Genomic DNA, 13,416 nt, shown 5'->3' on the forward strand with positions numbered 1-13,416 from the left:
CACCGGGCAACGCCCTGGACTACCCTGAGTGAGCGCTGACGCCTTGCCATCCGGTGGTTCTGAGATGTTCGACAACCTTGGGCTCGGGCCCAATCACTTGCTCAACGCACTGCCGGCCCAGGTGCAAGAGCGCCTGCTGCCCCACCTCAAGCCGGTGCCCCTGGCCCTGGGCCAGGTGCTCTACGAGTCCGGGGATATCCCGCGCCACGTGTATTTCCCCACCGACGCGGTGGTGTCGCTGCTGTACCTGATGGAGAACGGCGCCTCGGCGGAAATCGCCGTGGTGGGCAACGAAGGACTGGTGGGCGTGTCCCTGGTCATGGGCGGCGAGAGCACCACCAGCCGGGCCATCGTGCAAAGCGCCGGGCATGCCTTGCGCCTGCCCGGGCAGCGCCTCAAGGACGAGTTCAACCGCCACGGCGAGATGCTCCTGCTGATGCTGCGCTACACCCAGTCGCTGATCACCCAGATGGCCCAGACTGCGGTGTGCAACCGCCACCACTCCATCGACCAGCAACTGTGCCGCTGGCTGCTGCTGTCCCTGGACCGCCTGCCGGGCAACCAGTTGGTGATGACCCAGGAGTTGATCGCCAACATGCTCGGGGTGCGCCGTGAAGGGGTCACCGAGGCCGCCGGCAAACTGCAGCGCCAGGGCATCATCGAGTACAGCCGGGGACGCATCAACGTCCTCGACCGGCCACGCCTGGAACAGCACAGCTGCGAGTGCTACGCGGTGGTGCGCAAGGAGACCGCGCGGCTGCTGCCGTACTTGCCGGGCAGCCAGCGCGACGAGCCGGGCTGAGGCTCGCCGCTGGCAGGGTCAGAGCAGGGGTTTCAGTTCGGGCTCAGCGCCTTCACCGCCAGGATGCTGCCCGGCATCGAGTACAGGGCGCGCTCGGTGGTGCTGCCGATCAGCCGGCCAAAACCGGTGCGGTGCACGGTGCCCATGACCACCACGTCCACCAGGTACTCATCGACGAACTGGGCGATGCCCGGCACCGGCGGCCCCATGATGAAATGGCGAAACTCCTGGGGCACGTTGTATTGATCGCCCAGGCGCTCGAACTCCTTGTGCAGGGAGTCGCGCAACTCGTCCAGGCAGTTGACGCTCCAGGCGGTGGACGCCACCGGCGCGACGCCATCAAGCATCGGCATCAGGTCGTAGGCATACAGCAGGTGAAGTTGCGCATCGCATTGCAGGGCCAGGGCGTTGGCGGTCTGGATGATCAGGCCGTTGAGGCCGCTGATCTGGGTGTCGGACTGGGCCGGGTCGACGGCGGCGACGATACGCCGGGGCAGTTTGTGCGGGGCGTCGTTGACCAGGTGCACCGGCACCGGGGCTTCACGCAGCAGGTGGCAGTCCAGGGGGGTGACGAAGACCCGCTTGAGGGCCGATTCCAGGGTCACGTCCTTGATCAGCAGATCGGGCTGGAATTCGTTGATGTAGTCCAGCATGTCCTTGAGAACCTGGGTGCTCCAGATCACCTGGGTGGTGACTTCCACCCCCTGCTCGCGCATCCACTCGGCTTCCACCTGCAGCCAGCGCTCATGGCGTTGCAGGTAGGCCTGGCGTTCACTTTCTTCCAGGTGCTCTTCCCACAGGTAGGTGCGCGCCGGCGGTTCGACGAACACCAGGGCATGCAAGGCTGCTCCGCTGGCCTTGGCCAGGGCGGCAGCGCGGCGCGCCGCGGGAGACTGATGCTGTTGGGGATCGGCAATCAGCAACAGACGCTGGTACTGGCTCATGGTTGACCTCCTTGGACGTTGATGGGCCTGAGTGTCGAGGCAGACGACCCCGGGCGCCTTGATATGCATCAAGGCCACCCGGTGCTCGGATCATGGCGTCACGGCAATCTTCATCACCCCGTCGCGCTGGCTGGCGAACAGCTCGTAGGCGGCTTCGATGTCATCGAGCTTGAAGCGGTGGGTAACCAGGGGCTTGAGGTCCACCTGGCCACTGGCAACCACCTCCATCAAGCGGCGCATGCGCTCCTTGCCACCGGGGCACAGGGTGCTGAGGATGCTCAGGTCGCCGAGACCGGCGGCGTAGGCATCCAGCGGGATGCGCAGGTCGGAGGAATAGACCCCCAGGCTCGACAGCTTGCCGCCCGGGCGCAGCACCCGCAGCGCCGATTCGAAAGTGCCCTGGGTGCCCAGGGCCTCGATCGACACATCGACCCCGCGGCCGTCGGTCAGCTCCATGATCTGCTTGACCACGTCGCCCTGCTTGAAGTCCACCACATGGGTCGCCCCCAACCCGCGCGCCACGCTCATGCGCGCGGCCACGGTGTCGACGCCGATGATGGTGGTGGCGCCCTTGAGCCGGGCCCCGGCCACCGCGCACAGGCCGATGGGCCCCAGGGCGAACACCGCCACGCTGTCGCCGATGTTCACCTCGGCGCGCTCGGCGCCGGAGAAGCCGGTGGACATGATGTCCGGGCACATCAGTACTTCTTCGTCACTCAGACCGTCGGGAATCGGGCACAGGTTGGCCAGGGCGTCCGGCACCCGCACGTACTCGGCCTGACAGCCGTCGATGGTATTGCCGAACTTCCAGCCGCCCGTGGCGCGAAAGCCATGGCGGGTGTCAGGCCCATCCTGGGAGCCGCAACCACAGAGGCAGGCGTAGCTCTGGCCGCTGGGAGTGATGGCCCCGGCGATCACCCGCTGGCCCTCATGAAAACCGCGGACCTGGGAACCCAGGCGCTCGATCACGCCCACCGGTTCGTGGCCGATGGTCAAGCCCTTGGCCACCGGGTACTCGCCGCGCAGGATGTGCACGTCGGTGCCGCAGATCGTGGTGGTGGTGATGCGCACCAGGGCGTCCAGCGGACCGATTTCGGGGATGTCCTTGTCTTCCAGGACGATGCGGTTCTTTTCGACGAATACCGCGGCTTTCATCTTGGCCATGTTGCCGATCTCCATTTCCGGGAAGGGGCTGCGCCGTTGCACAGATCTGCCTACAGGCTGCGCGGATGCGCCGGGCAACGGCTTGATCATGGTCAAACAATGGACCCTTCAGGGACGGTGCGGCGACCGCGTGTCGCAAACCCGGCTTTCATGTGCGGCGGCGCGCACCCAAGCACAGCAACAAGGCCGCCGCGCCGCACAGGCAAAGGCTCGGGCCCAGGGCCTGCCCCCAACCCACCAGCAGCAGGCCGGCGCCGATCAGCAGGTAATAGAACAAGCCGAACCAGGCCCCGGCGCTGCCCAGCCGGTCGCTGTAGGCCGCCAGGGCCGAGCCGAGAATGTTCGGAATCGCCAGGCCAAAGCCCAGCACCACCCCGAGCATCGGCAGCACCAGCCACAGGCTGTGCTGCAAGGCCAGGACCCCGCCGCCCCCGGCCAACACCGCCAGGGCTGCCAATACCAGTAGCCGCTCGCTGTGCCAGCCCCGGCCCAACAGCCGGCGGTTGAGCCAGGCACCCAGGCCGGAGCCCAAGGCCAGCAACGCGCCGCTGTAACCGAACCATTGCGCGCCCTGCCCCAGGCTACGGAACACAAAGGGCCCGAGGCTGTAATAGCTGAGCAAGGCCAGGTTGAACACCGCCACCAGCAGCGCCGAGCGCCAGATCGCGGGGTCCCGCAGCATCTGCCACAAGGTGCCGGCCAGGGGCGCCAGGGGCTGCGCAGGCGGACGGGTTTCCGGCAAGGCCCGGGCGCACCAGCCGAACAACGCCAGGGCCAGCACCAGCAACCCCGTCAGTGCGCCCTGATAGCCAAAAGCACGGCTCAGGGCCGCTCCCGCGAACAGGCCGATAGCGGGACTGGCCGCCAGCACCATGCCCATCAGCGAGAACACCCGGATCAGTTCGCGGCCCTGGAACAGGTCCCGCAGCAGGGTCTGGGTCACCACCGAACCGGCAGCCACGCCCAGGGCCGCCAGACCCTGGCACAGCAACAGCTGGGCAAAGCTGCGGGCCTGCAACTCCAGGACCAGCGCCAGGGCATACAGCGCCAGCCCGCCAAGCAAGGCCGGGCGCCGCCCCCAGCGATCGCTCAGGCGTCCCCAGAGCACCACCCCCGGCGCGAACCCCAGGATAAACACCGACAGGCTCTGGGCCGCCTGCTGCGCCGGGACGCCAAAGGCCCGACCGATATCGGTCAGGGCCGGGCTAAAGAGGGTCTGGGCGATCTGCGGGAACATCAGCAGGGCCATGGCCAGGGGCAACAGGGAACGGGGATTCATCAGGTGGGTGCTCGGCAAAAAAAACATGCCGGCGATTCTAGGCAGGCGCGGCTGGCGTATTATCGCAACCCGGCCAATAAACAGCGGAAATCGGACAAAGATGGCATGGCTCGATCCCCAGGCACGCTTCGACCCGGACCCCTTCAGCGCACCGGTGATCGGCGTTGCCGCCACCCTCGGCGATCATGACTCCGGCCTGCACCGGCACCGTCGCGGGCAACTGCTGTACACCCGCCAGGGCTGCACCCGGATCACCCTCGCCGACCGCCTGTGCCTGCTGCCGCCCTCGCGGGCGGCCTGGATTCCCGGTGGGGTGCAGCACCGGGCGCAGATGCAACAGAGCGTGGATTACCGCTCGCTGTATTTCAGTGTCGAACTCAGTCCGCGCCTGCCGGCGGACGTGGCGGTGATCGATGTCAGTCCCCTGCTGCGCGCCGTGCTGGAGCCCATGGCCCTGGCGGCGTTCGATTGCGACTGGAGCCAGGGCCGCTACCCGCACCTGCTGGGCCTGTGCCTGGAGGAAATCGGCGCTGCGCTGCACCAGCCGCTGTCCTTGCCGCTGCCCTGGGACAAGCGCCTGCAGCCGCTGCTGGAAGACTTGCAGCGCCTGCCACCGGAGCTAAAGGTGCTGGCCACCCGGGTCGGCGCCAGCAGCCGCACCATCGGCCGCATCTTTCAGCGCGAGACCGGCCTGGGTTACCAGCAATGGCGCCAGCAATGGCGGCTGATGCGCGCCATCGAGTTGCTGGCCACCGGCCGTAGCATCGGCTACACGGCCTTTGAACTGGGCTTTGCCAGTGACAGCATCTTTATCGCCTTCTTCAAGGCCATGACCGGCACCACGCCCCGGGCCTACTTCAAATGAGGAACCGCAACGGGGCACCTCAGGTGCGGCTGCGCAACCACTGCAGAAAGCCCTTCTTGGCCACAGGCTTGGGTGGCGACTGGGCCAGGCTCTGGGCAATGTGCTGGCGGAAGTCCAGCAGGGTCTTCATGGCGTCGCCGATGTCGTGACGGGCATCCAGGCAGGGTTTGAGGAACTCGTTGTCGATGCGGTACAGGCTGCAGAAGGTCTTGGCCGAAAACTCCGCGAGCGTCGCCTGCTCGGCCACCACGCCCGCCTCGCCGATCACTTCACCCGGGCCCATGCGCCCGGCTTCGAGGGGCTTGCCGTCACGCTGCATGGTCACCGACACCACGCCGGACTCGATGATGAACAGGTGATCGCTGACCGCCCCCGCCGGCAGGATGGTTTCGCCGGCACGGAAGGTCTGCAACTGCATGTTCTGGCTGAAGGTGTCCTTCTCTTCCTGGCGCAGGGTGGAAAAGATACTGGAGGCGTCCAGCAGCGCCCGAGGTCGGGACAGCGCCTGGTTCTGCACCGGCTCGTCGCTGGACAGCAGGCTGATGCCGCTGGCCTGCAAATGACGGAATGCCAGGTCGAACAGCTGGTTTCGCACTTCGCGCTTCTGCCCCATGGTGGCGACGAAGCCGCTGATCTCGTATTCCGCGCCGCTGCTGCCGGAGCTTTTCAGGGCCACGCTGGGGGCCGGGGTGCCGAGCAGGAAACGGCAGCCGAGCATGGCCCGTTCCAGGGCCTCGATGACCTTCTGTGGGCGAGCGTGGGGGCTGACCTGCACGCTGATGGATAAACCATAGATATCGCTGGGGCGGCTGAAGTTGGTGATCTTGGCCTTGGACGCCAGGGAGTTGGGGATCACCACCATGCTGCCCTGGGAGGTCTGCAGCCGGGTCGCCCGCCAATCGATGTCCACTACCCGGCCTTCGGTGCCGTCGATGGCGATCCAGTCATCGATCTGATAGGGCTTGGTGGTATTGAGGACCAGGCCGGAAAACAGGTCGCTGAGGGTGCTTTGCAGGGCCAGGCCGACGATGATCGCCAGCGCCCCGGAGGTGGCCAGTACGCCCTTGACCGGCAGGTCCAGCACATAGGCCAGGGCGGCGATGATGGCGATCAGGAAGATCACCGCGCCCATCAAGTCCTGCAACAGCCGCCCGGTGTGACCGACCCGCTGCATCATCAGGGTGCCCAGCAACACCGTCAGGGTCCGGGCGCCGAACAGCCACCAGCCGATCTGTAAACCGGTGGCCGCCAGGTGCAACGGCACATCGTCCGGCCAGGGCGCCGTCTGCATGGGGCTCAGGCCCTGGTTGAACAGCATCAGGCTGTACAGGCAGAACATCAGCACCCGCACCGCCAGCTTCCAGCGATCGCCCTGGGTACCGATCAGGTGCCACAGGGCAAGGTCCAGCAGCAACAGCGTCATCGCGGCCAACAGCAGGTGATCGGCGAATGGGGCAAACATCGAGCAACTCCAGCAGGACAGTGGCGGCAAGATCGCACGAAAGACGCTGGGGCAGGTATAGCTGGAAAAGACAAAAACCGGTGATGCGGCCATGCCACGCAACGGCGGGCGCGATGCCCGCCGTTGCCGGGGCTTTACTGGCCCTGGGTCAGGGTGTTGTAGCTGGTCATCAGGTTGCGGTAGTCGGGGATGTGGTTGGAAAACAGAGTGCCCAGGCCTTCGACATCGTTGCGCCAGTCACGATGCAGCTCGCACGCCAGGCCGAACCAGGTCATCAACTGCGCGCCGGCGTTGGACATGCGGTTCCAGGCCGAGTCCCGGGTCAGCGCATTGAAGGTGCCGGAGGCATCGGTGACCACAAAGACTTCAAAGCCTTCTTCCAGGGCCGAGAGCGCCGGGAACGCCACACAGACTTCGGTGACCACCCCGGCAATGATCAGTTGCTTCTTGCCGGTGGCCTTGATCGCCTTGACGAAGTCTTCGTTGTCCCAGGCGTTGATCTGGCCGGGACGGGCAATGTACGGCGCGTCGGGAAACAGCGCCTTGAGCTCTGGCACCAGCGGGCCGTTGGGTCCGGTTTCGAAACTGGTGGTGAGGATGGTCGGCAGCTTGAAGTACTTGGCCAGGTCGGCCAGGGCCAGCACGTTGTTCTTGAAGCGATCAGGCTCGATATCGCGGACCAGCGACAGCAGGCCGGCCTGGTGATCAACCAGCAGAACGGCGGCATTTTCCTTGTCGAGACGTTTGTAGGCGTTAGTCATGGTGAGTCCTCGCTAATGATCGATGCCGGATAACCCGGCTGGGGTTAAACCCATGGCCGCACCTGCAGCGTGAGGGCGGACATTGGGGATAGCGCGCGACTCGCAGAGCCTAGTCGGCCATGCGCGCCGCGCCAGCGCTGCCGGTCAGTGACCGGTGGCGTCCATCTGGCCGAAGCGTCCCGATTGAAAGTCGACGAAGGCCTGATGAATTTCCTCTTCGCTGTTCATCACGAACGGGCCGTGCCCGACGATGGGTTCGTCGATGGGCTCGCCGCTGAGCAACAGCACAATCGCGTCGCTGTCGGCTTGCAGGCTGATCAGGTCGCCCTCGCGTTCCAACAGTGCCAACTGTCCTTGCGCGACCCGCTCCTGGCCATTGACCTGCAGCGTGCCACGCAGCACCACCAAGGCGGTGTTGCGCCCCGGGTGCAGGGGCAGCTCCAGGTGCTTGCCGGCCAGCAGGCGCATGTCCCAGACGTCAATGGGGGTGAAGGTCCGCGCCGGGCCGCGCTGGCCGGCGAACTCACCGGCAATCAGGCGCAGGCTGCCGGCATGGCCGGGCAGCGGGAGCTGCTGGATGTCCGCCGCAACGAGGGTCTGGTAACCGGGAGCTGCGAGCTTGTCCTTCACCGGCAGGTTGACCCACAGCTGGACCATTTCCAGATTGCCGCCACGCCGGGCGAAATCGGCGGAGTGGTACTCCTCATGGAGAATCCCCGAAGCGGCGGTCATCCACTGCACGTCGCCCGGACCGATCTTGCCGCCGCTGCCGGTGGAATCACGGTGCTCCACTTCGCCGTCGTAGACGATGGTCACTGTCTCGAAGCCGCGATGGGGATGTTCACCGACCCCACGGCGGGTGTTGGTGGGGCTGAACTGGGCGGGGCCGGCGTGATCCAGCAGCAGGAACGGGCTGATGTGCTGACCCAGGTTGTCGTAGGAAAACAGGGTGCGGACCGGGAAGCCGTCACCGACCCAGTGAGGCCGGGGGCTGGTGTAGATGCCGATGATGTTTTTCATGTCGTCCTCCAGAACTATCTGATGGACACACCTTAAAACTCACACCTTTGCCGCGCTAGACTGCAAAAATCGCCCTTAGCGTTCTATTTGGAGAACGATCTTGGAAGACCTGAATACCCTCTACTACTTCACCCAAGTGGTGGAGCACCGAGGATTCGCCGCCGCCGGGCGCGCCCTGGACATGCCCAAGTCCAAGCTCAGCCGACGGATTGCCCAGCTGGAGGAGCGCCTCGGCGTGCGCCTGATCCAGCGCACCAGCCGCCACTGTTCGCTGACCGAGATCGGCCAGGAGTATTACCAACGCTGCCTGGCCATGCGGGTGGAAGCCGAGGGCGCGGCGGAAGTCATCGAACGCAATCGCTCCGAACCTCAAGGCCTGGTGCGCGTGGCCTGCCCCACGGCCCTGCTCAACTCCTGGGTCGGGCCGATGCTCACCCGTTTCATGCTCAAGTACCCCCTGGTCGAGCTGTTCATCGAAAGCACCAACCGCCGGGTCGACCTGATCCACGAGGGCTTCGACATTGCCCTGCGGGTGCGCTTCCCGCCCCTGGAAAACACCGATCTGGTGATGAAGGTACTGGGCAACAGCACCCAGAGCCTGGTGGGCCATCCGGACTTTCTCCAGCGCCTGTCGAGCCCGGCTACACCGGCAGATCTGAGTGGCCTGCCGAGCCTGCACTGGGGAGCGGCGCAACGCGATTACCAATGGCAGTTGCTGGGGCCCGACGGCGCCGAAGCCTTGATCCGCCATCGGCCGCGGATGGTCACCGACGACTTGCTGGCCCTGCGCCACGCGGTGCTGGCGGGCGTCGGCATCGCCCACCTGCCCAAGGTGGTGGTCCGCGAGGACCTGGACGCCGGGCGCCTGCTGGAACTGGTGCCCGGCTGGGCGCCGCGCTGCGGGATCGTCCACGCCATCTTCCCGTCACGCCGCGGCCTGCTGCCTTCGGTACGCAGCCTGATCGACTTTCTCGGCGAGGAGTTCAGCCACAGCGACATGGCCTGACCCCGACGCCGGCTCCATCGGCGGCGCCTTGTCCGCAGCGCAACGTAAAACGGCATCCCTGGGGATGCCGTTCTGCATAGAGCGCGATTGAATCAATTGGCACTGGCGCGCCAGCCGCCGTGCTGCAGTTCCGGCAGCCACTGAATGCCGCCCGACCTGGAGGTCCGGAACACGGGCGGATCGATCTGCTGCATCAAACGCCGGATCGCCTCGCTGTCCGGCAACTCGGCGCGGCTGGCCTGGATCCGGTGCCGCAGGCTGCTGGGGATGGGTGGAAAGCGCTGGCTGTCATAGATCAGGGCGTGGCCGAGCTGGGGGTTGTCCAGGCAGAAGTCCAGCAGATCGAAACCGCTGTGGGTGGCCAGGCTGCCGTTGATGATCAGCAGATCGAACGGATCACAGGCGTACTCCACCAGCGAAAGCAGTTCCTCCAATGTGTGCACGGGTGCAATGCGGTAGTAATTCAGTTGATTCAAGGTTCGTTCGATCTGCATGCGATGAAAATGTTGATCATCGGCAATCAGTATGCGCAGCGCTCTATTGGACATTTCTGGATCCTGCTTTTGAGACTACGACCGGCGACTGCCGGCCTTCCTCCTAGATCGGTAGAAGGCTAGGGAAGTGTCGGAGGGTTTTCTCTAGGATTAATCTGAAAACCACGCCCAGCATGCTCTTGCCGTAGTTTTTTCGGACAAGTCAGCTACTGCACAAGCCCAACCGCTAGCTCTTTCTAAGTCGCTCACTACCTTAATCGCCGCCCGGTTTTTTTAGCAGAGGGGTACGAGACTGAAAGGTCTTGTTGTTTTGTAAGGCTTTTCCCAGAACCCACTGCCGGTCTCTGAGAACAGCAAAAGACAACACGCCAGCCATCATCAAGCCCCTATCACTCGGTGGTGCTCGGGCTCCAGAACGCCTGCTGCACCAGGGCCGAGGTGGACAGCCGCGCCACCAGCGCATCCAGTTCTTCACCGTCCACCGAGGTGCTGGCCAGAGTCGCCTCGATCTCCACTTCATCGTTGCCAAAAGCATGCACATCGACATCGCTGGCCGGGTAATTGCTGCGCGTCAACTCGGCTTCCAGCAAGGCGAACACGGCCTTCTGGTTCGAACGCTGGGCAATGACGTAGACGATGTTGGTGACCTCGGCGGAGATCACGTCCAGTGGCTGGCGGTTGATGTTGTTGACGATGGGCCGCAACAGGGTATTGGCGGCCAGCACGAACAGGGTGCCCAGCAGGGCTTCGAGAACCAGATCGGCACCGGCACAGGCGCCCACCGCCGCCGAAGCCCAAAGGGTGGCGGCGGTGTTCAGCCCGCGGACGTTGCCCTCCTCGCGCATGATCACCCCGGCGCCGAGAAAGCCGATGCCCGACACCACGTAGGCCACCACCCGCACCGCGCCGTCGGCACCGCCCAGGCGGTTGGCCATGTCGACGAAAATCGCCGCGCCCACCGCCACCAGCACGTTGGTGCGCAAGCCCGCGGTGCGCTGCCGGTACTGGCGTTCAAAGCCGATCAGGCCGCCAAGGATAAAAGCCGCGCTGAGGCTGACCAGGGTATCGATCAGCGAGTCCAGGTTGATGTTGTGCAAGGCCTGCATATCGAAAATCCTCTTGGCGACTAGCGGCAAGCTACAAGCAGCAAGTTACAAGCAGTACGCCGCAACCCCGAAACTTGCCGCTGGCCACCACGACGCGGCCAGAGGAATCGAACAGTTCTCAAGCCAAGGTTCAGGAACGCCTTCGCCGGCAAGCCGGCTCCTGCAAAAAACACCCGGGATAACCCCGAACGGCAGGAGCCGGCTTGCCGGCGAAGAGCTCTGCAAGATTGTCTTGGCGCCCGTCCGCGCAGGCCACGCAAGAGCGGCCGTGGCGCCGGTCAGCTGGCGGTAGCCAGCAGCAGGTCGCGGACCGAGCGGCTATGACCGCGGGTCTTGCCATGTTCGTACAGCGAATCGGCGATCTCCTGGGCACGAATCGGCAGTACCGACAGCAAGGTGTCGCTCAAGCCATGGCTGGCCTGGCTGAAGCCCTGCATGTAGATACCGGCCTTGCAGCGCTCGTCGGTGATCACCCGATAGTTGCGGTCCACTTCGAAGTCGCCCAGGTATTCCTGCAGAGGCGCCAGCAGTTGACGATGCATCTGGCGCTCATAACCGGTGGCCAGCACTACCGCGTCGTAGTGCTCAGTGGTGCAGGCGCCGGTGGCATTGTTGCGCAGCACCAACTCGATGCCTTGATCGGTAGCCACGGCTTTTTCCACCAGGGTCAGGGTGCGGAATGCGTGACGGGCGATCCCCGAGACTTTCTGGCGGTAGAAGATCCCGTAGATGCGTTCGATCAGGTCGATGTCCACCACCGAATAGTTGGTGTTGTGGTACTCGTTGACCAGGCGCTCACGTTCGCTACTGGCTTGCTGGAACACTAGGTCGGTGAACTCGGGCGAGAACACTTCGTTGACAAAGGGACTGTCGTCGGCCGGTTTGAGTGCCGAGCCACGGATCATCATGTCCACCTGCACCGACGGGAAGCTGTCATTGAGGTCAATGAAGGCCTCCGCTGCACTCTGGCCGCCACCAATGATGGCGATTTTCATCTTCTTGCCGGCGATACAAGGTTGTTCTGCCATGCGCTCCAGGTACTGAGAATGATGGAAGACCCGAGGGTCGCCCTTGAGCGCCTTGAAAGTCTCGGGAATCCGCGGCGTTCCACCAGCGCTGACCACCACCGAGCGGGTGCTGCGGATGAACTCTTCCCCCTGGGCATTGCGCGAGATGACCCGCAGCGCCTCGACTTGCTGGTTGTGCAACAGCGGCTCAATGGCCAGGACCTCTTCGCCGTAGCGGCTCTGGTCCTTGAATTGAGCGGCGACCCAGCGCAGATAGTCGTTGAACTCCATGCGGCACGGATAAAAGGTCCCGAGGTTGATGAAGTCCACCAGGCGTCCATGGTGCTTGAGGTAGTTGACGAACGAGTAAGGGCTGGTGGGGTTGCGCAGGGTGACTAGGTCCTTGAGGAAGGAAATCTGCAGTTCACTCTGGGTCACCAGGGTATTGCCGTGCCAGCGATAATCGGCCTGTTTGTCGAGAAACAGCACGTCCAGAGGACCCTGAACCTGGCCGCGCTCCTCCAGCGCAATGGCCAGCGCCAGGTTCGAGGGACCAAAACCGATACCAATCAAATCGTGAACGATGGCCGATGCCATTGCCTGTGTCATGTCCAGTGTCCTCTGGAGAAGCCCCTCAACGCGGGGAATTACGCCGGTGACCTGGCCGGCCCCTGAGGGCCAACAGGTCGTCTGTTGAGTAGGAACGAGGACGATGAAAAAAAATTTAACCCACTGCCCCGGCTGTCCGGCAAACAAAAGTCAGCCGCCACTACACCAGGCTCAGTGCCGCCAGCATGCGCCGCTGGTCACTGAGCTTCCCACTGACGCAGGCGCACCCGGCAATGCTTCATGGCATTGACGATGTGTTTTTCCACCAGGCTGCGGGAAATGCCCAGATGCTCGGCAATCTGCACATGGGACAGACCTTCAAGCTTGCGCAGCAGAAAACTCTCGCGGCACAGCCGGGGCAGTTCCGCCAAGGCTCGCTGGAGCATCTCCAGGCGCTGCCCCTGATCCAGGCTCGCCTGCGGTGACGGACTGAAGCAGTGCTCTTGCTGGTCGAGTGCTTCCAGGGGTTCGGATTGACGCAGCTGGTTACGCCGATGGTCATCGATCACCAGATTCAGCGCCGTGCGATAAAGGAAGGCCCGCGGCTGCTCGATGGGAGGAGCGCTGGGGCGCTCCAGCACCCGCACAAAGGCGTCATGGGCAACGTCCTCGGCGGCCTGGCGGTTGCCAAGCCTGGCGTTGAGGAAGCCCATCAGCTCGCGGTAGTAACTTTCCAACATGACTCCCGACCCAGGTGGGTGATTTCTGTCCTTGAACAAGATCCGTGGCAAGGGGACTGATCCAGTCATTCAATGATGGCAGTTTAGGAGCGACGTAATTTATAGTAATTCTCATATAGATTTAAAGTACTGCTGCAGCGATCCGTAGATATTTCGTGTTCAAGCAGCTGTAACCCCATGTGTCGGGAGTTAAATTCCCCCGCGCGCTTCTCGTTTA

General features: G+C 64.1%; 13 protein-coding genes. 3 read left to right on the top strand and 10 right to left on the bottom strand.

Annotation, left to right across the window (positions count from 1 at the left end):
- Positions 1-64: 64 nt before the first annotated feature.
- Positions 65-802 (top strand): Crp/Fnr family transcriptional regulator, encoded by a 738-nt coding sequence (locus tag ACMGF8_RS25765; protein WP_102861739.1) that lies wholly within the window; start codon positions 65-67, stop codon positions 800-802.
- A 32-nt stretch (positions 803-834) separates the two neighbouring features.
- On the opposite strand, the gene ACMGF8_RS25770 is transcribed toward ACMGF8_RS25765, so the two are convergent.
- From ACMGF8_RS25770 to ACMGF8_RS25780, 3 genes are all read right to left on the bottom strand, one after another.
- Complete coding sequence (locus tag ACMGF8_RS25770; RefSeq protein WP_115580555.1) at positions 835-1,746, bottom strand: universal stress protein; 912 nt, start codon at positions 1,744-1,746, stop codon at positions 835-837.
- 90 nt (positions 1,747-1,836) lie between these two features.
- A complete protein-coding gene (locus ACMGF8_RS25775; protein ID WP_102861803.1) occupies positions 1,837-2,910 on the bottom strand; it encodes an NAD(P)-dependent alcohol dehydrogenase in 1,074 nt (357 codons plus the stop codon).
- A gap of 148 nt (positions 2,911-3,058) precedes the next feature.
- Positions 3,059-4,189, bottom strand: a complete 1,131-nt coding sequence (locus ACMGF8_RS25780; RefSeq protein WP_102861741.1) for an MFS transporter — start codon at positions 4,187-4,189, stop codon at positions 3,059-3,061.
- Positions 4,190-4,289: 100 nt separating this feature from the next.
- On the opposite strand from ACMGF8_RS25780, the gene ACMGF8_RS25785 reads away from it, so the two are divergent.
- Positions 4,290-5,054 (top strand): AraC family transcriptional regulator, encoded by a 765-nt coding sequence (locus tag ACMGF8_RS25785; RefSeq protein WP_102861742.1) that lies wholly within the window; start codon positions 4,290-4,292, stop codon positions 5,052-5,054.
- A gap of 19 nt (positions 5,055-5,073) precedes the next feature.
- Here the strand turns inward: ACMGF8_RS25785 and ACMGF8_RS25790 are convergent, their stop codons facing one another.
- The 3 genes from ACMGF8_RS25790 to ACMGF8_RS25800 form a co-directional block, all read right to left on the bottom strand.
- Positions 5,074-6,516 carry a mechanosensitive ion channel domain-containing protein gene (locus ACMGF8_RS25790; RefSeq protein ID WP_416757687.1) on the bottom strand — a complete coding sequence of 481 codons (1,443 nt, stop codon included), beginning with the start codon at positions 6,514-6,516 and terminating at the stop codon, positions 5,074-5,076.
- A gap of 134 nt (positions 6,517-6,650) precedes the next feature.
- Positions 6,651-7,277: an isochorismate family cysteine hydrolase YcaC gene (gene ycaC / locus ACMGF8_RS25795; protein ID WP_102861744.1), complete on the bottom strand. Its 627-nt coding sequence runs from the start codon at positions 7,275-7,277 to the stop codon at positions 6,651-6,653.
- Between the two features lie 144 nt (positions 7,278-7,421).
- Positions 7,422-8,297 (bottom strand): pirin family protein, encoded by an 876-nt coding sequence (locus ACMGF8_RS25800; protein ID WP_416757690.1) that lies wholly within the window; start codon positions 8,295-8,297, stop codon positions 7,422-7,424.
- A gap of 97 nt (positions 8,298-8,394) precedes the next feature.
- Between ACMGF8_RS25800 and ACMGF8_RS25805 the strand changes: the two genes are divergently transcribed.
- Complete coding sequence (locus tag ACMGF8_RS25805; protein WP_102861746.1) at positions 8,395-9,303, top strand: LysR family transcriptional regulator; 909 nt, start codon at positions 8,395-8,397, stop codon at positions 9,301-9,303.
- A 92-nt stretch (positions 9,304-9,395) separates the two neighbouring features.
- Here ACMGF8_RS25805 and ACMGF8_RS25810 read toward each other — a convergent pair whose 3' ends face one another.
- From ACMGF8_RS25810 to ACMGF8_RS25825, 4 genes are all read right to left on the bottom strand, one after another.
- The gene (locus tag ACMGF8_RS25810; RefSeq protein WP_102861747.1) at positions 9,396-9,851 is read right to left on the bottom strand and encodes a response regulator; all 456 of its coding nucleotides are present in this window, start codon (positions 9,849-9,851) and stop codon (positions 9,396-9,398) included.
- Positions 9,852-10,186: 335 nt separating this feature from the next.
- Positions 10,187-10,903, bottom strand: a complete 717-nt coding sequence (locus tag ACMGF8_RS25815; protein WP_102880155.1) for an MgtC/SapB family protein — start codon at positions 10,901-10,903, stop codon at positions 10,187-10,189.
- A gap of 278 nt (positions 10,904-11,181) precedes the next feature.
- The gene (locus ACMGF8_RS25820; RefSeq protein WP_416757692.1) at positions 11,182-12,519 is read right to left on the bottom strand and encodes a lysine N(6)-hydroxylase/L-ornithine N(5)-oxygenase family protein; all 1,338 of its coding nucleotides are present in this window, start codon (positions 12,517-12,519) and stop codon (positions 11,182-11,184) included.
- Positions 12,520-12,716: 197 nt separating this feature from the next.
- A complete protein-coding gene (locus ACMGF8_RS25825) occupies positions 12,717-13,199 on the bottom strand; it encodes a sigma-70 family RNA polymerase sigma factor (RefSeq protein WP_277989225.1) in 483 nt (160 codons plus the stop codon).
- Between the last annotated feature and the right edge of the window lie 217 nt (positions 13,200-13,416).

Origin of the sequence: Pseudomonas sp. BNK-7 (assembly GCF_048072025.1) — a bacterium.
GTDB lineage: Bacteria > Pseudomonadota > Gammaproteobacteria > Pseudomonadales > Pseudomonadaceae > Aquipseudomonas > Aquipseudomonas danubii.